The sequence below is a fragment of the Janthinobacterium sp. PSPC3-1 genome (assembly GCF_049896105.1).
GTDB lineage: Bacteria > Pseudomonadota > Gammaproteobacteria > Burkholderiales > Burkholderiaceae_D > Janthinobacterium.
In genome coordinates, this window is sequence record NZ_JAFCTQ010000015.1 from 1 (window position 1) to 17781 (window position 17781).

General features: G+C 61.4%; 15 protein-coding genes. 9 read left to right on the plus strand and 6 right to left on the minus strand.

Features of this window, described 5'->3' with window-relative positions; all coding sequences use genetic code 11:
• The first annotated feature begins 232 nt into the window (after positions 1–232).
• The 6 genes from ACP7B7_RS16660 (at position 233) to ACP7B7_RS16685 (ending at position 9887) form a co-directional block, all read left to right on the plus strand.
• Positions 233–2341: a TonB-dependent siderophore receptor gene (locus ACP7B7_RS16660; RefSeq protein ID WP_426077378.1), complete on the plus strand. Its 2109-nt coding sequence runs from the start codon at positions 233–235 to the stop codon at positions 2339–2341.
• Between the two features lie 63 nt (positions 2342–2404).
• Positions 2405–2800: a DUF2946 domain-containing protein gene (locus ACP7B7_RS16665; protein ID WP_426077379.1), complete on the plus strand. Its 396-nt coding sequence runs from the start codon at positions 2405–2407 to the stop codon at positions 2798–2800.
• An 88-nt stretch (positions 2801–2888) separates the two neighbouring features.
• On the plus strand, positions 2889–4979 hold the full coding sequence (locus tag ACP7B7_RS16670; protein WP_426077380.1) for a TonB-dependent receptor: 2091 nt from the start codon (positions 2889–2891) through the stop codon (positions 4977–4979).
• Positions 4980–5056: 77 nt separating this feature from the next.
• Positions 5057–6388 carry a D-serine ammonia-lyase gene (gene dsdA, locus ACP7B7_RS16675; protein ID WP_426077381.1) on the plus strand — a complete coding sequence of 444 codons (1332 nt, stop codon included), beginning with the start codon at positions 5057–5059 and terminating at the stop codon, positions 6386–6388.
• A 40-nt stretch (positions 6389–6428) separates the two neighbouring features.
• Positions 6429–7241 (plus strand): ferritin-like domain-containing protein, encoded by an 813-nt coding sequence (locus ACP7B7_RS16680; RefSeq protein ID WP_426077382.1) that lies wholly within the window; start codon positions 6429–6431, stop codon positions 7239–7241.
• Positions 7242–7442: 201 nt separating this feature from the next.
• The gene (locus ACP7B7_RS16685) at positions 7443–9887 is read left to right on the plus strand and encodes a DUF262 domain-containing protein (protein ID WP_308920937.1); all 2445 of its coding nucleotides are present in this window, start codon (positions 7443–7445) and stop codon (positions 9885–9887) included.
• A 52-nt stretch (positions 9888–9939) separates the two neighbouring features.
• On the opposite strand, the gene ACP7B7_RS16690 is transcribed toward ACP7B7_RS16685, so the two are convergent.
• On the minus strand, positions 9940–10935 hold the full coding sequence (locus ACP7B7_RS16690) for an IS481 family transposase (protein ID WP_308920938.1): 996 nt from the start codon (positions 10933–10935) through the stop codon (positions 9940–9942).
• A 126-nt stretch (positions 10936–11061) separates the two neighbouring features.
• Here ACP7B7_RS16690 and ACP7B7_RS16695 point away from each other — a divergent pair, with 126 nt between their 5' ends.
• Positions 11062–11760, plus strand: coding sequence for an MgtC/SapB family protein (locus tag ACP7B7_RS16695; RefSeq protein ID WP_374694319.1), 699 nt, complete (start codon positions 11062–11064; stop codon positions 11758–11760).
• A gap of 121 nt (positions 11761–11881) precedes the next feature.
• A complete protein-coding gene (locus ACP7B7_RS16700) occupies positions 11882–12127 on the plus strand; it encodes a hypothetical protein (RefSeq protein WP_308920940.1) in 246 nt (81 codons plus the stop codon).
• Here the strand turns inward: ACP7B7_RS16700 and ACP7B7_RS16705 are convergent.
• Entirely contained in the window at positions 12111–13229 is a 1119-nt protein-coding gene (locus ACP7B7_RS16705; protein ID WP_308920941.1) for a DNA topoisomerase IB, read from the minus strand. The two genes, ACP7B7_RS16700 and ACP7B7_RS16705, sit on opposite strands and share 17 nt — an antisense overlap.
• An 88-nt stretch (positions 13230–13317) precedes the next feature.
• On the opposite strand from ACP7B7_RS16705, the gene ACP7B7_RS16710 reads away from it, so the two are divergent.
• Entirely contained in the window at positions 13318–13698 is a 381-nt protein-coding gene (locus ACP7B7_RS16710) for a YkvA family protein (protein ID WP_426077383.1), read from the plus strand.
• Between the two features lie 2 nt (positions 13699–13700).
• Here the strand turns inward: ACP7B7_RS16710 and ACP7B7_RS16715 are convergent, their stop codons facing one another.
• From ACP7B7_RS16715 to ACP7B7_RS16730, 4 genes are all read right to left on the minus strand, one after another.
• Positions 13701–13856, minus strand: a complete 156-nt coding sequence (locus tag ACP7B7_RS16715; RefSeq protein WP_308920943.1) for a hypothetical protein — start codon at positions 13854–13856, stop codon at positions 13701–13703.
• Positions 13857–13970: 114 nt separating this feature from the next.
• Positions 13971–15149, minus strand: coding sequence for a serine hydrolase domain-containing protein (locus tag ACP7B7_RS16720; RefSeq protein WP_308920944.1), 1179 nt, complete (start codon positions 15147–15149; stop codon positions 13971–13973).
• 146 nt (positions 15150–15295) lie between these two features.
• Positions 15296–16591 (minus strand): cation:proton antiporter, encoded by a 1296-nt coding sequence (locus tag ACP7B7_RS16725; RefSeq protein ID WP_308920945.1) that lies wholly within the window; start codon positions 16589–16591, stop codon positions 15296–15298.
• A gap of 38 nt (positions 16592–16629) precedes the next feature.
• The gene (locus ACP7B7_RS16730; RefSeq protein ID WP_308920946.1) at positions 16630–17778 is read right to left on the minus strand and encodes a mechanosensitive ion channel family protein; all 1149 of its coding nucleotides are present in this window, start codon (positions 17776–17778) and stop codon (positions 16630–16632) included.
• Positions 17779–17781 lie beyond the last annotated feature (3 nt).

Below are 17781 nucleotides of genomic sequence, written 5' to 3' on the forward strand. Positions count from 1 at the left end.
ATCAGGCCACCGCCGCCACCTCCCGCTCAGATCGTCAACCCCGTCTTCCCCCATTCCCCGCGAAGAACCAAAAAATAAGCTGTCTACATCGCTGGCCATCAACCTCGATGACCAGCCACAGCTGAGCCGCTGAAGCACTTCAATGACATTTCTTGCGAATGATTCTCGTTACCGATATCATGTCGGTAACTGCTAGTTTCGATTGACTGTCTTATTGAAGGTTTCACCATCCATGCCCGCCGTATTGCTCCCCCGTTTGCTCCCCCTCGCTGCCGCGCTGTCGCTGGCTTTTGTCCCCGCTGTCCACGCTCAAACTGATGACGACACGGTCATGCAAGCGGTGCAAGTCACAGGCGCCCGCGCGCAAGGGCTGGTGCCGCTGACCACCGAAGCCGGCAGCTTTCGCGGCGCCAATATCATGGACGTGCCGTCGACCGTCAACGTGATCACGCGCGAATTGCTGGAACTGCAGGGCGCCGCCGGACTGTACGACGCGGTGCGCAATACTGCCGGCGTCACGCGCCAGCAAAATGGCGGCGAAACCTGGGACCAGCTCGTCATTCGCGGCATTGCCGTGGAAAACCGCACCAACTATCGCCTGAACGGCTCGATGCCGGTCATGAATTTCTCGCAGGTGCCGATGGAGAACAAGGAGCGGGTGGAGGTGCTCAAAGGCGCGTCGGCCCTGTACTACGGTTTTACTTCGCCGGCTGGCGTGGTCAATTTCGTCACCAAGCGCGCCGGCAGTACGCCCGTCACCAGCCTGGGCCTCTCGCTGGACGACCGTGGCAGCGCGGTGGCCAATATCGACCTGGGCCGGCGCTTTGGCGAACAGCAGCAGTTCGGCATGCGCATCAACGCGGCCGGCGGCACCTTGGGCTCATACCTGGACCATGTCGGCAACGGCAACCGCAGCTTTGTATCGGCGGCGCTGGACTGGCGCGTGACCAACAAGCTGCTGCTGAAGGCCGACTTGGAATACGACCGCCGCAAGGTCACCGAACAGGCGGGCGTCAACCTGCCCACCGCCGTCAATGGCGTGATCACCTTGCCGCGCGCGGTCGATCCAAGCAAATTGATCGGCCCGGACTGGGCCAAGTTCGAAGCACAAACGAAAAACGCCCAGCTGCGCGCCGATTATGCCTTGAGCGACCGCTGGGCGCTGACGCTGGAGGCGGGCCGCTCGGAAACGGCGCGCGACCGCCGCCTGGCCATCTTCCGGTTGAATAACGCCGCCGCGCTGGCGACGGGCGCGGGCCGCATCACCGGCAATATCCAGCATGGCGTGAATACCTCCGACCTGCTGCGCGCGGAACTGGCCGGCCAGTTCAACACGGGATTTATCGCCCATGAACTGACCCTGGGTGCTTCGCGCACCGACAAGTCGCAAGACCCGATTTACCAGCGCAATTACACGATCGCCTCGCAAAACCTGTACAACCCCGTCCCGATAACGAACGTGGTGTTCGGCGCGGCACCGGCATCGCCCACCACGGCGGCGCTGGAGACACGCGACACGGGCCTGTACGCGCTAGACCGCATGGTCTTCAGCCCGCAATGGCAAAGCGTGGTGGGCGTGCGCCGCAGCAGCTACCGCAGCGACCAGGGTGCCAGCCACTATGACGTCAGCAAGACCACGCCGATGGCCTCGCTGATCTACAAGCTGACACCCGCTGTGTCATTCTATGCGTCGCTGGCGCGTGGCCTGGAAGAGGGCGAGACGGCGCCGACCGGCAGCGCCAACCAGGGCGTCAAGATGGCGCCCGGGGTCAGCAAACAGCAGGAACTGGGTGCGCGCTGGATGACGCCGGCAGGCTCCTTGCTGTCGGCCGCGCTGTTCGATATCGTGCGCCCCGGCTATTACACCAATACCAGCAACCTGTTCACGTCCGACGGCGAGCAGCATTACCGGGGCCTGGAACTGGCCACGCAGGGCAAGCTGACGCGCCAGTTGTCTTGGCAGACCTCGGCGCAGTTCCTCGACCCGAGCTTCGAGCATATCAATGCGCTGTACAACGGCAAGGCGCCCGAGAATGCCTCGAAACGCACGGGCAGCGCCTTTGTCTCGTATGCCTTCGACGGCGTGCCTGGCCTGTCGCTCAATGGCGGCGCGTATTACTACAGCGCGCGCCCGGTCAATGACTTGAACCAGGCCTTCCTCGGCGGTGTGACTCTGTTCAGCGCGGGCGCCCGTTATGCGGGCAAGGTGATGAACAAGTCGGTGGTGTGGCAGCTGAACGTCGACAATGTCGCGGACAAGCGCTACTGGGCCGGCGCCGGCACGCGGCTGGCGTCCGGCGCACCGCGCGCGGTCAAGCTGAGCATGAAGGTCGACCTGTAAGGCAGCGTTGCTTTCTTGACGGCGGTGCTGGGAACGGGGCAGGGCGGCGGCTATAATGTCGCCATGTTCACCAGCAAAGCCAGGGCAAGATGGGTACTGTGGATGGCGTGCTGCGCCATCCTCCTGGCCGCGCTCGCCCCCACGCTGTCGCGCGCGCTGACCGTCGCGCAAGGCGGTGCCGTCCCCAGCCTGGAAATCTGTTCGGTGGCCGGCGGCATGAACATGGTGCCGCTCAAGCTGTCCCTCGACGATTCCACGCCCGCCAAAAACGCCATGCAGATGGGCGATTGCCCGTGCTGCGGCATGCATGCGGCCGTGCTGGCGCTGCCGCCGGTGTCGCTGGCGCCTGCTTCCGGCGCGCTGATCAAGGGCTTGCTGCCGGTCCTGTTCTACCAATCCGCCACGCCGCTGTTTGCCTGGACCCCGCTCCAGCCGCGCGGCCCGCCCGCCGCTTTCTGATTCCCCGCTCCGTTTGAACCGCTGCCTGCCGCACCCAAGGTGCGCGCCGGCGGCCGTTCGTCTTGATCATCGAACCGAAAGCAGCATCATGAACCACACACCCTTATTGATTTCCCTCGCGCTGGCGTTGCCGGCATTGGCCCACGCAGACCACGGCGACATCGTCCTGCCCGAACAGAAAGTCATCGTCAGCGCGCTGGCCAACGGCTATCCGGCATCGAGCGACACGGCGCAGATGCTGGGCAATCTGCCCGGCTATGGCGTGGCGGCCGGCGGCGGGGTGTCCGGCCTGCCGGTGGTCAACGGCTTTGCCGACGACCGCCTGAAAATCCGCATCGACGGCATGGAAATCACATCGGCCTGCGCCAACCACATGAACGCACCGCTGTCGTATATTGCGCCGTCGCAGGTGCAGCGCATCCGGCTGATCGCCGGTGTCACGCCCGTCAGCGCGGGCGGCGACAGCATCGGCGGCACCATCGAAGTGCACTCGAACGCGCCGGTCTTCGCCGCAACCGGTGCCGGACCGCTGACGCAAGGCAGCTTCGGCTTGCTCGGCCGCAGCGTCAATAACAGCGTTTCCAGCAATGTGACGGCATCCGCAGCCACTGACACGTTCTCCATCGGCTACAGCGGCGCCTACACGCGCAGCCGCAGCTACGAAGACGGCCATGGCGACAAGGTGCTGGGTAGCATGGTCGAGAGCATCAACCAGTCCATCGTGCTGGCGGCCAAAGGCGATGGCCAGCAGCTGACCCTGCGCGCCGGCGTGCAGCATATTCCCTACCAGGGTTTTCCGAACCAGTACATGGACATGACGGACAACCACGGCCGCTTCGCCAACCTGGCCTGGCAGGACAGTTTCGGCTGGGGCGTGCTGGACGCGCGCGCCTACTGGCAGCAGACCGACCATGAGATGGGCTTTTTCAGCAGCGAGCGCCCCGGCACCATGCCGATGGTCACGCATGGCAAAAACACGGGGTATGCGCTGCAGGCCAGCCTGCCCACCGGCGTGGGCGAGCTGCGCCTGGGCCACGAATTCCACGCTTTCCGCCTCGACGATTACTGGCCGGCGGTGCCCGGCTCGATGATGATGGGGCCGCGCACCTATCTCAATATCAACGACGGCAAGCGCGACCGCGCGGTGCTGTTCGGCGAACTGGAAAGCAAGCTCGATGCGCGCTGGACCAGCGTGCTGGGGCTGCGCGGCGAATCGGTGCGCATGGACACGGGCGACGTGCAATCGTATGGCACTGGCATGATGAATATGGCCGACTCCATGGCGGCCAACGCTTTCAACGCCCGCTCGCGCCGCCAGCGCAACACCAATATCGACGCCAGCGCACTGGCGCGTTTTGTGCCCGACGCGTCCGGCAGCTATGAATTCGCGCTGGCCCGCAAGGCGCGCTCGCCCAATCTGTACGAGCGCTACTCATGGGGCAGGGGCACGATGGCCATGACCATGACCAACTGGTTCGGCGACGGCAACGGCTATGTCGGCAATATCGACCTGAAACCGGAAACGGCCTATACCGTCGCCTTCACCGCGGACTGGCATGGCGCGGGTGACGACAGCTGGTTCGTGCGCGTCAATCCGTATGTCAGCCGCGTCAGCGACTATATCGACGCCGACGTGATCGCGCCGTTCAATCCCTATATGCAGATGGGAGCCAAGGGCAACTTGCTGCGCTTCGCCAATCATGACGCCAGATTGTACGGTTTGAATGTGTCGTGGCAGGCGCCGCTGGCGGCCAGCCCACGCTGGGGCAAATTCACCGCCACCGGCAACGCCGCGTACACGCGCGGCAAGCGCAGTGGCAGTGGCAGTGACGGCGATTTGTACCGCATGATGCCCCTGAATGCCCTGCTGGGCATCGAGCATGCCGTCGGCGCCTGGAGCAACCGCATCGAAGCGAAGGTGGTGGCGCGCAAGGACACGGTCGATGCGCGCCGGCTGGAACCGGAAACCGGTGGCTACGCCATCGTCAACCTGCGCAGCCAGGTGGCGCTGAACAAGCTGGCCAGCATGCATGTTGGCGTGTCGAACGCCTTCAACCGCGCCTATGCCGACCCGCTGGGCGGCGTGTATCTGTCGGGCTTGCAGGCGAACGGCGGCACGCTGCAAGCCTTGCCGGCCGAGGGGCGCTCGATTGATGTGGGCTTGCAGCTGAAGTTTTAAACAGCCACCCGCACGCGCAGCTTTGCCATCGGCGGCGCGATGCGGTCTAATCATGGATTGCTTACCAAGGAGGTCCCATGTTGCCACCCCCATCGATCGCCGTCCTGCGCGCCCAATATCCGCTGATCGAACGCTTGTCAGCACTGCAGCCTGTCAGCTGGTTCAACCCGGCTATCGCGCCCGCAGCCGTTGCGCTGGGCGACGTCGGCCTGGATGCGAACGACGTGGCAGCCGCCAGCGCGCGCCTGGCCCGCTTTGCGCCGTTCCTGGCGCGCGCGTTTCCCGAAACGCAGGCCGCCGGCGGCGTGATCGAGTCGCCGCTGGTGCCGCTGCCGGCCATGCAGGCGGCGCTGGCGGCGCGCCTGGGCCGCGCGATTCCCGGCCAGTTGTGGCTCAAGCAGGACAGCCACCTGCCGATTTCCGGCTCGATCAAGGCGCGCGGCGGCATCTACGAGGTATTGAAGCATGCGGAAGGGCTGGCGCTGGACGCGGGCCTGGTCACGCAGCACGACGATTACGGCCTGCTGGCCAGCGAAGCCGTGCGCGGTTTCTTCGGCCAGCATGCGATCGCCGTCGGCTCGACCGGCAACCTGGGCCTGTCGATCGGCATCATGGGCGCGCGCCTGGGTTTCCGGACCACCGTCCACATGTCGGCGGACGCGCGCCAGTGGAAAAAGGACAAGCTGCGCGAACACGGCGTGACCGTGATCGAATACGCTTCCGACTACAGCGTGGCGGTGGAGCAGGGCCGCCGGCAAGCCGAAGATGACCCGACCTGCCACTTCGTCGACGACGAAAACTCGCATGACCTGTTCCTCGGCTATGCGGTGGCGGGCGAGCGCCTGAAAAAGCAGTTCGACGCGCAGGGTGTGCTGGTCGACGCCAGCCATCCGCTGTTTGCCTACCTGCCGTGCGGCGTGGGCGGCGGCCCCGGCGGCGTGGCCTTCGGCCTGAAGCTGGCCTTTGGCGACCATGTGCACTGCGTCTTCGCCGAACCGACGCATTCACCGTGCATGCTGCTGGGCGTGCATACGGGCTTGCATGAGCTGATCAGCGTGCAGGACATCGGCATCGACAACGTGACGGCCGCCGACGGCCTGGCCGTGGGCCGGCCTTCCGGCTTTGTGGGACGCGCCATGCACCGGCTGATCGACGGCTACGCCACCGCCAGCGACGAAGAACTGTACCGGCTGCTGGCGCTGCTGGAACAAACCGAAGGCTGGCGGCTGGAGCCGTCGGCGGTGGCGGGGTTTGCGGGGATCTTGCCGGTGCTGGAGCGGCCCAGCTATGCGTCAACGCTGGCAAATGCCACGCATCTGGTGTGGGGGACGGGAGGGAGCATGGTGCCTGAGATCGAAATGGATGCCTATGTTGCTCGGGGACGTGATTTGCTGGGACAGGAAATTTGATACACTGCGCCCCTTGTTAAAAACGCGCACCCAGGCTCCCATGCACTTATCTCCCCCGCTTGACCACGCCCCGCAGGAACTGCGCGCCTGCGCACTGGCCTGCCTGCTCGAACCCGATCCGGCGCGCAAGGTGGTGATGGTGGCCGCCATGGTACAGGCCCGTCCCGCCCCCGATCCCGCCGCAGCATTGCAGCCCCAGGGCGACATCCCCGGCCGCCCGGAACGCCCGGAGCTGGTGCCGCCACGCCTGGTCGGCCGGCGCTCGATGATCACGCAGGAAGGCCGCGCCATGCTGGTGCATGCGCTGGCGCATATCGAGTTCAACGCCATGAATCTGGCGCTGGACGCGCTGTGGCGCTTTCCGGATCTGCCGCTGGAATACTACACGGACTGGCTGCGCGTGGCGGCCGAGGAGGCCACGCATTATTCGCTGCTGGTGGCGCACCTGGACGTGCTGGGCCACGCCTATGGCGACTTTCCGGCCCACGACAGCCTGTGGGAAATGGTCGATAAAACGCGCGGCGACGTGCTGGCGCGCATGGCGCTGGTGCCGCGCACGCTGGAAGCACGCGGGCTCGATGCGATACCGCCGCTGCGCGCCAAGCTGGCGCAGGCCGGCGACATGGCGGCCGCCGCCATTCTCGATATTATCCTGCGTGACGAAGTGGGGCATGTGGAGATCGGCAACCGCTGGTACGGCTACCTGTGCGAGCAGCGCGGCCTGGAGCTGCGCGCCACCTATGCCGAACTGGCGGCGCGCTACGAAGCGCCGACCTTGCGCGGACCGTTCAACTTGGAAGCGCGGCGCCGGGCGGGGTTTTCCGAGCTGGAACTGAGCGACCTGCCGGTTTGATACCGCAAAGCACGCTGGAGAGCAGGCGTATATAAAAATGCATGTTTATATTTTATCTGAAACATCGATCTGTTATCGCAATATTTTTAAAATAAATTAAAAAATTAATTTTTTTAATTTTATGGATTTTTAAAATAAAAATATTGATTAATTTATTGCATATATTTACACTTTGGTTTTTGCCTGCTACAGGGAAGTGTGATGAAATTGAATGATCCGGCGATTGAGGTCCAATCAAATTATTTGTTGGCGATTGAGGAGGTCGTGGCTTGGCAAATAGAGGGTTTGCCTGTCCTGAGAAAAAATGGCATGCGCTCCCGCATCCATGCCGAATTGCCCGCTTTGCAGCGAGGTGCCGTATGGAGCGCTGGTAAGGTGGAGGCATTCTGGGATTCTTTGATACGCGGTTTCCCCATCGGATCTTTCTTGCTTTCTCCGTATGACGGGAAACTGGGACGCAGTGATTATAAACTAGGAAGTAATACTGCTCAAGGCACTCATATAGATCGATTTCATTTGCTTGATGGGCAACAGCGCGCAACTGCAATAGCAAGTGGATTTGTTGATGTGTGGGCTGATTCGCGTACTGAACATGGACTCGCGCTGTGGGTTGATTTGGGCAATCGCTCCAGTCCAGCGGGAGATCGCGCATTTCTATTTCGCCTTTTGACCCGTTCACATCCTTGGGGATACCGGGCAGTAGATCCCGGCATGCGTCTGACTCATGGATATATCCGTTCAGCCTTGACCAGCTATCGTACAATCGCGAATGATCCCACTGTGCGCGGTGCAACATTGCCTTTGCGTTTTGCCTGGCCTTGGGATTCTGTGTGTCCTATGCCTGTTGCTATATTGATCAAGGCCGCAGCACACGAGGACTGGCGTGCAGAACTGCAGCGCCAGTTACAAGCATTGCCCATGTGGCATGAGGACGCAGCCTTGATTGATCAAAACAAGCTTGTTGTCCAATGGCGGAAGGCGCTGGAGGGAGAGTTTTATGCGCGGTTGGAGTGGATGATCGCAGCGTTGCGTGAAGAATTACACACCCGGACAATTCCCGCGCTTATCATGCATGAGCGAGCATTACCCCACGAATTGCAAGCAAATCCTTCTGAAAACGGCATCGAGCCATCGGTTGATGCCATTGAGACGCTGTTTGTACGCATAAACACGGCCGGGGTGCCACTCAGCACTGAGGAATTAATCTATTCCTCGCTTAAGGCAGTGTGGCCAGATGCACCCAAAGAACTGGATGCTTTACTCGGCAAGCAACGTATCGTGGCACCTGAGCACATGGTGACCTTTCTATACCGTTTGCATCTGGCTTTTCCAGTTGACCGCGTCACTGACAAGCTGCCTTTGACGCCTGATGTTGCTTCGTTCAGAACCGCCATGCGCGACGATGAAAAATTGGAGGCTTTTCAGACGTTTGTCACTGACAGGGTGCGTGGCGCCACCCTCTTGCGCTTGTTTGACCTCGTGCGACTTAATGGCCCCATGGATAAGGCCTCATGGAAATTGCCGCCTACTTTGGCTGCAGCTATGTTTTCGGGCGGGAAAGGGCTGGAACTTCTGTTTATCAGCGCCGCTTGGATACTACGCCTGGAAAGGGCCGGTGTCGGTATTACGCAGCTAACGGTAAAACAGCAGAGACGATCACTAGGATTTCTGGTTGCCATGTCCGAATTTGCTATCTTGCCAGAGCAATGTATCGCGCGTTTGTGGGAGGAATTGTATCAGTTTCCAGTAGATAAATTGCCAGATTTTTTCAATGCCAAGCGTTATGAAATGCTATTGCCAACTCACAAAGATAATTTTGTTATGTTACCTTTGGTGCCACCTCATGTACTTGCGGACGTAATACGTTGCCGGGTTACCGGTGGTCAAAAAGGATTTCCTGGTCCTGCCCATACTGAATTCTGGAAAGCAGAGCCGCTGTGGCATCACTATTATTCTCGCCTCACACCTGAAAGTTTCAGTCAACTCGAATCTGGTCTGCGCAATTGGTTGTACATACAGAATATGGAGGAGAAGGGAAAAGATATCCCTGATGATGCAACAAAGAAAGATCGTCGTCGCTTGGCCTGGAAAAATTTCTTTGATCGATTGTGGGATAAACGTTCTTTGGTCGATTATGCTCAGCGAGCTTGGCTGATGCGCTGGTTTCCTGACTATGACCCAACGCTTCCTGGTCAAATGGAAGATGTGAATCGTCCGTGGGATTATGACCACATTCATCCCCAAGGTTTGTTATGTAATGAAATGCCCTCGGCAATCCGGGACTGGCATCGATCAATCGGCAATTTGCGTGCGTGGCCGCTAGAATTGAACCGTGCGGATCAAAAGGATGCTCCGGCGAAAAAGCTTTTGAAGGCGAAGGGCGGCGATGAACTTGATGCCAACAATTTTGGCTTGGTTGACGGTGCAGCCATGCGTGCAGCCAGCTTCATATGTGAAGATCAGCAATGGATTAATTGGACTGGATGTGTCCCGGATGAAAGCAGATTTCACCAACGCTATCTGGCTATTTATCCTGAATTCAAAGACGAGGGCAATGCGCTCGTCAACGCTGTGACTTCGCGCTTTTGCGCCATCTATACACATTGGTTCGAGCACCTTGCACTAGGGGAATTACAGCGAAAATAGCAAAGATGTGGCGTGTCAATCAATATGGCTAGCAGCGCTTGTATCAAGGAGGCTAGCTGTCAAGACCCGCTTGGTTATAAACACGTTTAACGAATAATTCTGGCTTTTTTGCCTGCCATTTCTTCATTGCCTGAATCGGCGTTTCGTTGTTGAGAGCACGCTGTGGGATGTTGTGGTTATAGATTTTCAGGTAATTGCGCAGTGTTGATTCGAGCTCGGCCCTGGACGCGAAGCGAGTCTGGTTGACGACCTCGCTGACGCGGCCGTTGAAGCGTTCAACCATGCCGTTGGTCTGCGGATGACGTGGCGGGATCAGGCGATGTTCGATCGCCAGTTGCTTGCATAGAACGTCAAACGCGTGCTTACCGCTGGGAATCCGCTCGCCCGTTTCCGGGTCTTTTTTCCTGCTGCTAAAGCGGTCGGTGAACTGGCTGCCATTGTCGGTGAGCAGCTTGACGATGGCAATCGGACAGGCTTTGTTGAGCTTGATCAGGAAGTCGGTGCTACTACTGTCGGACTGGTCGGCATAGATCTCCATGAAGACCCAGCGCGTGGCGCGGTCGATGGCGACGAACAGGTAACGGCGTTCGGTTTCATCAGGCATCTGCGGCAAGTACTTGATATCCATATGTAAAAAGCCGGGCTCGTAGTCCTTGAACGACTTTTTGGTGACGGGCTTGTCGGTTTCCCGGGCGGCCAATTCAAGCAGGCTGGAGACACCATGGCGACGCAGGCAGCGCCCCAAGGCGGCGCGCGAAAGCGCTGGATTGACGAACTCGCGGGCCACCGCCAGCAGGTCGTCGGTGGGCAGCAGCAGCGTGGTACGCAGCTCCACGACGATCAATTCCTGCGCAGGCGTGAGCGTGGTGTGCATGGTACGTGGCCGGTGCGAAAGATCCTCGGCGCTGTCGCGGTTCTGCCATTTGCGGATCGTCAGACGACTAACGTTGTAGCGCTCAGCCAGTTCCCGTTGAGAGAGCGTCGAGTTGCGGATTTCGTCCCGGATCAGATGAGTGGTGCGGGCTTGGCTGTGAAGGGCTTGGCTCATGGCGCTGGTAGTTGGGTGACAGAATTCAACAGTGTACTCAAAAGCAACCTAGCCCTGAAAAATGGCAGGCTGCGAGTTGGAATATGATCACCCAAATCTAAACACTTAAGGAGAAGCGCAATGGCATTGGCATCGGAATGGGAACTGGTAGGACGGCTGGCGTTTTCGGCCTTGCTGGGCAGCGTGATCGGCTATGAGCGCGAGCGGCTGGCGTGGGTGGCGGGGCTGCGCACGCATATGCTGGTATGCGTGGGGTCGACCCTGATCATGATCGTGTCGGCCTATGGTTTTTCCGAGGTGCTCAGCGAGCGGGTGACGCTCGACCCTTCGCGGATGGCGGCGCAGGTGGTGTCGGGCATCGGTTTCCTGGGCGCCGGGGCGATCCTGGCGCGTGGCGAGATCGTGCGCGGGCTGACGACGGCTGCCAGCGTGTGGTCGGTGGCCGGCATCGGCCTGGCCGTGGGTGGCGGTCTGTACACGCCGGCGGTGGCGGCGACCGTCATCATCCTGATTATCCTGGCGGGCATCAAGCCGCTGGAAAAGCGTTTTATCGGCAGCCGCCAGCGGCGCGAGCTGTTGATCACGGCCGAGCGCGATGCGCTGTCGCTGGACAAATTGCATGAAGCGCTGGGCGCTGGCACGACGCGGGTGCAGCAATTCATCATTCGCCAGAAAGAGGGTGTGCCGCAGCTGGACGATATCGTCATCACGTTTGCGCGCGTGACGCCGATGCAATTTCTGGCGCTGCAAAAACGCCTGGAAGCGGTGCCTGGAGTATCGAGCGTGAAGGACCCGGATGCCGACCAGGATGCCCCGCAACCCTGATGTAGCCTAGGGTTGAGCTTGTCAGCATAGTCCTACCTCAGCTGCGGTAGCTGTCTGATTGTATGCATTGTGAAAACACGAGATGATGATTCCACTCTGCAACCAATCAACGGACAACGCCATGAACAAGCCAGCGATCAACAAAAACAACGGTGTCAACAAGCCCTTCGTGCTGATCTGCCTGTTCACGGTATCGACCCTGGCTGCCACCGTCTGGAATGGCGATGTGAATGCTGAAACGACGGCGGCCAAGGCCACCATCGCCGCGCCGACCCAGATGGCAGGCGATGAAGGTCGCGCCTTGCCGGCATGCGGCATGCGCGAACTGAGCCTGTCGGCCCAGTGCCAGCCTAGCGGCGACGCTTGAGCTTCTGTTTGATCGGTTCTTCGCTTTGCAGGCGCCGTTGCAGCAGCGCCAGCACGGCCGCTTCCTCCGGCGCCAGCGCATGCAGGTCTTCCTTGAGTTCCTGTTGCGCGCGCGCTTTCAGTCCCTCCAGCAAGCTGCCGTCCAGGTAGGAATCGAGTACCGCCGGATGCACATAGCATTTGCGGCAGATCGACGGCGTATTGCCCAGCTTCTTGGCCACAGACTCGATGGCCTGCACGATATTTTTCTTGGCCTGCGCCTCGGAATCGACTTTTTCAAATTCTTCCAGGGCCAGCGCGGCCAGCAGGGTGCCTGACCAGGTGCGGAAATCCTTGGCCGTGTAGTCCTCGCCGGTAATGTCACGCAAGTAATCATTGACGTCGCCTGAATCGACGCCATGGCGCTGCCCGTCTTCATCGAGGTACTGGAACAGCTCCTGGCCCGGCAAATCGCGGATGGTTTGCAGCACGCGCGCAAGGCGCCGGTCGCTGAGCTTGATGTCGTGGTGCACGCCGCTCTTGCCGCGGAAATGGAATTCCACGCCGCTGCCAGCCACTTTCACATGGCGCGTGCGCAGGGTGGTCAGGCCGAACGACTTGTTGGTGCGCGCATATTCTTCGTTACCGATACGCATCATCGTCAGTTCCAGCAGGTGGACGATGGTGGCCAGCACTTTTTCGCGGGGCATGCCGGGCAGCTTCATGCCGGCCTCGACGGCTTTTCGGATGGCGGGCAGGGCGCGGCCAAAGCTCAGCATGCGTTCGTACTTGGCTTCGTCGCGCACCTGGCGCCAGCGCGCGTGGTAGCGGTATTGCTTGCGGCCACGGGCGTCGCGGCCGGTGGCCTGCACATGGCCGTTGGCGCGGGCGCAGATCCAGACGTCGGTCCAGGCCGGCGGTATCGCCAGCGTCTTGATGCGCGCCAGGATATCTTCGTCGCCCAGCTTCTTGCCGTCGGCGTCCAGGTAGTGAAATTTGCCGGGCTTGCCATGGCGGGCGATGCCGGGTTGATGATCGCCCACATAGCGCAGGCCGGCCGCCCTGGCAATCGCCGGCGCCGGATCGGCAGTGGGGGTTTCAAGAGCGGGTGTTTCCATTTTCATGTACGGTACTCCAGGGTTCGCCATAGGCGATTTATGATAATGTGCGCGTTCAAGCAGCCAGGCCGCGTGTGGCAAAGAGGAGCAGCATATGTTTGGCAAGAGAAAAACTCTCGATCAGGATCATTCCGCCCAGGCCAAGGCCTACGAAAAGAAATATACCGACGACAGTTTCTGGGACAAGGTCATCAAGTTCGCCAAAACGGCCGGCCGGGAAGTGATCGAAAAGGCGCTGTGGCTGTATTACGCCGCGCAGCAACCGAGCACGCCGCTGTGGGCCAAGACGGCCATCTACGGCGCGCTCGGCTACTTCATTTCGCCGATCGATGCGATTCCCGACATCACGCCGGTGGTGGGCTACGTGGATGACCTGGCCGTGCTGGCCGCCGCCGTGGCAACGGTGGCGACCTATATCACGGCCGACGTCAAGCTGCGCGCCGCCGACAAGCTGCAGGGCTGGTTTGGCGCCTGAGCTTATGCCGCCGGCTGTCCCTTGACGGCATTGCGGTATTTTTCTTTCGCGATCGCTTTTTTTACCGCCTCGTTGGCGATATTCGATGCCTTGATGCGGGCTTTTTCGCTTTTGCTGCGTTGCTGGGCGATATCTTTGTTGCCGATGCGATTGGTCATGCTGGTCTCCTGATATAGGTCAAGTAAGGTCAAATAAAGTCGATGTGACCGTTCCAGCATACTTCCCTGGCAGTTCGCCACCGTGCGGCCGCCCACACAATGGCGCCAGGCACCTTACTTCTTGACCGTCTCGTTGGCGCGCGCCAGCAGGCGCTGCACGACTTCCTTCTGGAAGCTGCGGAACTCGCGGTCGGCGCTGATGTTGGAAAACGCCAGCACGGCCGTCTTGCTGGCCGTATCGACGCAGACCACCGATGCCGCGCCCGGGTCGCCGCCGCTATGCGAGGCCAGCTGCATGCCGTCCAGGTCGCGCAGCACCCAGGCCAGCGCCTGGCGTACCTGCGCGTCGGCGGCGGCCATGCTGACCGGCTGCGGTTCCAAAAAGGCCTTGACAGTCTCTTCCTTCAGATAGCGGTGGCCCTTGACCATGCCGCCATTGCTGAAAATCGCCAGGAAGCGCGCAAAATCATGGGCCGAACTGCGCAAGAGGCCGGCCGGCCAGTCGGGATAGCCGACCGGCGGCAGCACTTGCAGGCCCGGGTCCTTGTCTTTGTAGGGCTGGGCCACCGTCGTGCTGCGCGGCAGGCCGGCCAGTTTCCAGGCCGTGTCATCCATGCCCAAGGGGTCGAACAGATGATCCTGGGAATAGATATCGAGTCCTTCGGGGTTCAAACGCCCGACCAGATAGCCGAGCAGGGCGTAGCCGACATTGCTGTAGCGCCATTCGGTGCCGGGCCGTCCCGCAAACGACAGGTCGGCGTCGTACCAGCCGCCACCGCGCGACAGATAGCCCTTCAAAAAGTCGCGCAGGGGCAGGCGCGGGTCGCCCTCGACGGAAAACGCCGGCGTTTTTTCGTACACGGCGTCGGAAATGCCCGAGGTATGGGTCAGCAGATGGCGGAAGGTGATCGGCACATCGGGATATTTCGGATGCAACAGGGGAAAATCCAGATGCGGCGCGACCTTGTCGTCGAGCTGGAACAGGCCTTGCTCATGGAGCATCATGATGGCGGTCGCCGTCACCACCTTGCTGACGGAGGCGATATGGAATGCCGTGTCGGCGTCCGCTTGTTGCCCGTCTTCGACATCGGCCATGCCATAGCCGCGGGCAAAGATGGTCTTGTCGCCGCGCACGATGGCCACGCTCATGGCCGGTGTTTCGGTGCGTGCCAGCCCGTCGCGTATAAAGGCGTCAAAGTCGGTTTCCCAGGCCGTGTCGGCGGGATTGGTGGCGCAGCCGGTTTGCAGCAGGGCAAGCGCGACGCCCAGTCCCAGTACGCTTCGTCGTTTCATGGTGTCTTTTCTTTCTCGGCTAAATTCTTGCCAGGTGCGGGCGTTTTGACGTTTTGATTATCTTATCTTAACAATATTTTCTCAAAAAGCAGTGCCAATTGGCAAAACATTGCTGCGCAGCAATGACAAGCGTCGCAGCGCGCCGTCTATTCCCGCCAATAGCGATTCAGCATGGGCGTGACGCTGATACCGTGCGCGACGATGGACACCATCACCACCACGATGGTGATATGGCTCAGTTCGCGCGCCAGACCCACCGGCAAGCCGTGGTTGATGGCATAGCACAGGTAGTACACCGAACCGATGCCGCGCACGCCGAACCAGGCGGCCATGCCGCGCAGGCGCAGGCTGGTGTTCGATCCCAGCAAACCCAGCAGGACGCTGACCGGGCGCGCCACCAGCAGCAGGAACAGCGCCATGCCGACCGTGCGCCAGTTCCAGACCGACTGGCTGACGGCGCCGCCCAGCAGCAGCACCAGCGTCAGTTCCGACAAATGTTCCAGGTGTTCCTTGAATACCAGCGACTCGGCGCTGACGGTCAGCGGTGCTTGCGGTTCCTGCGGCTTGACGGCCGACCCCGCATGCACTTCCTCGGCCTGCAGCAGGCCCTGCTTGTCTTCGGGCGCGCCGGCCAGGCGCAGTTCGGTCTGGCGCAGCGCCACGCCGGCAAAAAAGACGGCCAGGAAACCCCAGGCGTGCAGCCAGGTGGTCGCGCCATACACGACGGCGATCAGGCCCAGCCCGACCAGGTCGTCCAGCACTTCGTGCTTCGGATCCTTGCCGCGCAACTGCCAGCCCAGCCAGGCCAGCAGCGCGCCGCCGGCCACGCCCAGCGCGATCGCCGCCGCGCTGGCCCATAATAAATCGTGCCACAGCCAGGTCCAGCCGGTGTGGCCCAGCTCGTGATAACCGAGCAGGCCCAGGCCCAGCATCACGAAAGGAAAGCCACTGCCGTCGTTCATGCCCGCTTCGCAGGTGAGGGTAAAGCGCAGCTGGTCGCTGTCGCCGGGGCGGCGCACCTGCACGTCGGTGGCCAGCACCGGGTCGGTGGGGGCCAGGATGGCGCCGATCAGGATGCCCGCGCCCAGCGGCAGATCGAGCACCAGGCAGGCAAAGGCGGCCACCAGCCCCACCGACAGCGCCATCGACAGCCAGGCCAGGCGCAGCGACGGCAGCCAGCGTGCCAGGCTGAACGGCACCGGCATCTTGACGCCGGCCGAGAACAGGGAAATCAGGACGGCGATTTCGGTCAGGGTTTCCAGCAGCGGCGCCTGCTTGACCAGGTCGAGCGAAAACAGGCCCAGTACCATCGGGCCGACCACCAGGCCCACGCCCAGGTAGGCCATCGAGGAAGTGAACGGCAGGCGGGCGATGCTGGTGGCGGCCAGGCCGCGCGCCAGCATCAGGCAGCCGATCAGGATGAACCAGGCGGTGGTGCTCATGTCGGTTTTCCTTCAGGCTGGGGTGTTTGAAGCAGAGCTTACACCTTGGCGGTCGGCGCGCCGTCGATAATCGTCTCGAGCGCGTCCGGGGTGTTGATGACCCTGGCCGCGGTGGTGTTGAGCTCGACCGGGTCGATCGACGAGCGCAGGCGCGGCAGACCGTGTGGATAATGCTGGGCCACATAGCCGAGGATGCCTTCGCGTATCACGCAGCGCAGCTCGAATGCGTCGCCCGAATTGTTGGCGCTGATCAGGAAACGCAGCTGCATGGCGCGGTCGGTGGCGTCCGTTACCTGCACCTTGCAGACGCGCTGGTCCCATAGCGGCGATTCCTGGCAGATGCGGTCCAGTTCGGCGCGCAGCGGCTCGACCGGCACGCTGAAGTCCAGCCACAGGAACACCGTGCCGAGGATGGTGGACGAGGTATGGGTCCAGTTCTCGAACGGGTTTTCGATAAACCAGGTCAGCGGCACGATCATGCGGCGCTCGTCCCAGATGCGCACCACCACATACGTGCCCTTGATTTCCTCCACGCGGCCCCACTCGCCATTGACGATCAGCACGTCATCGATGCGGATCGGCTGCGAAAACGCAATCTGCAGGCCGGCGATAAAGTTGCCCAGCACGGGCCGGGCGGCAATACCGGCCACCAGGCCAGCCACACCGGCCGAGGCCAGCAAACTGGCGCCGATCTGGCGCGCCCCGGGCAGGGTCAGCAAGATAAACGACAGGCCGAGGATGATCACGATGGCGTGTGCGCTGCGCGTGAGAACCCTTGCCTGGGTGATCAGGCGGCGCGCGCGCAGGTTGTCGGCCACGTCGACCGGATTGATTTGCGCGATGGTCAGGCTGAGCGCTTCGATGCATTTCATGGCCAGCCAGGTCAGCGCCACGATCAGCGCCACGTTGGCCAGGTGCGACATGCCGACCAGGCCTGGCGTATCGCCCGGCGCGCCGGCCAGCACGATGCGCAGGCCAAACATGATCAAGCTCAGTTGGCTGGCGCGAAACGCCACCCGCGTGACATGGGTGGTAAACGGGCGGCCATTGGCCAGGCGCTTGAGCAGGCTGATGCTGGCGCGGTGCACCGCCATGGCGATTAGGGTGGCGATAATGGCGCTGAGCAAAACGGTGACTGCGGAAGCGAGCCGTCCTCCCATCAACGAATGGTAGGTGGTGAGATCCATGGG

Coding starts and splice junctions, on each gene's coding strand:
- dsdA (WP_426077381.1), top strand. CDS start 5,057: ATGTTGCCACCCCCATCGATCGCCGTCCTGCGCGCCCAATATCCGCTG.
- ACP7B7_RS16665 (WP_426077379.1), top strand. CDS start 2,405: ATGTTCACCAGCAAAGCCAGGGCAAGATGGGTACTGTGGATGGCGTGC.
- ACP7B7_RS16670 (WP_426077380.1), top strand. CDS start 2,889: ATGAACCACACACCCTTATTGATTTCCCTCGCGCTGGCGTTGCCGGCA.
- ACP7B7_RS16730 (WP_308920946.1), bottom strand. CDS start 17,778: ATGGATCTCACCACCTACCATTCGTTGATGGGAGGACGGCTCGCTTCC.
- ACP7B7_RS16725 (WP_308920945.1), bottom strand. CDS start 16,591: ATGAGCACCACCGCCTGGTTCATCCTGATCGGCTGCCTGATGCTGGCG.
- ACP7B7_RS16690 (WP_308920938.1), bottom strand. CDS start 10,935: ATGAGCCAAGCCCTTCACAGCCAAGCCCGCACCACTCATCTGATCCGG.
- ACP7B7_RS16705 (WP_308920941.1), bottom strand. CDS start 13,229: ATGAAAATGGAAACACCCGCTCTTGAAACCCCCACTGCCGATCCGGCG.
- ACP7B7_RS16700 (WP_308920940.1), top strand. CDS start 11,882: ATGAACAAGCCAGCGATCAACAAAAACAACGGTGTCAACAAGCCCTTC.
- ACP7B7_RS16680 (WP_426077382.1), top strand. CDS start 6,429: ATGCACTTATCTCCCCCGCTTGACCACGCCCCGCAGGAACTGCGCGCC.
- ACP7B7_RS16720 (WP_308920944.1), bottom strand. CDS start 15,149: ATGAAACGACGAAGCGTACTGGGACTGGGCGTCGCGCTTGCCCTGCTG.
- ACP7B7_RS16660 (WP_426077378.1), top strand. CDS start 233: ATGCCCGCCGTATTGCTCCCCCGTTTGCTCCCCCTCGCTGCCGCGCTG.
- ACP7B7_RS16710 (WP_426077383.1), top strand. CDS start 13,318: ATGTTTGGCAAGAGAAAAACTCTCGATCAGGATCATTCCGCCCAGGCC.
- ACP7B7_RS16715 (WP_308920943.1), bottom strand. CDS start 13,856: ATGACCAATCGCATCGGCAACAAAGATATCGCCCAGCAACGCAGCAAA.
- ACP7B7_RS16685 (WP_308920937.1), top strand. CDS start 7,443: ATGAAATTGAATGATCCGGCGATTGAGGTCCAATCAAATTATTTGTTG.